At 73.5% G+C, this 211-nt stretch carries 1 protein-coding gene; it reads right to left on the reverse strand.

Going from position 1 to position 211, the window contains the following annotated elements; translation table 11 throughout:
* Window positions 1-211, reverse strand: a 211-nt coding sequence (locus ABWU78_RS21025) for an Ig-like domain-containing protein (RefSeq protein ID WP_439159412.1), incomplete at both ends; no start/stop codon positions are given.

The following is a 211-nucleotide window of genomic DNA, read 5'->3' on the forward strand; positions in this document are numbered from 1 at the left end:
CACGCGCACCTGGCCGGTCGCCGTCTCGGTCCCGTTGGAGGCCGTGTACTCCACGGTCACGGGCGTGTCCAGGCGCCGGATCTCGGTCACCCGGAGCATCTGGTGCGCCAGGATCGCGACCGACACCCCGGCGTCGGCCGGAACGCGCACGGACTGCACGACGAGGACGCCGCCGGCGGGGTCGGTGTCGTTGGCCAGCACGTCCACGAGC

The organism is Cellulosimicrobium sp. CpK407, from assembly GCF_051844275.1.
In the GTDB taxonomy this organism is placed as follows: domain Bacteria; phylum Actinomycetota; class Actinomycetes; order Actinomycetales; family Cellulomonadaceae; genus Cellulosimicrobium; species Cellulosimicrobium cellulans_G.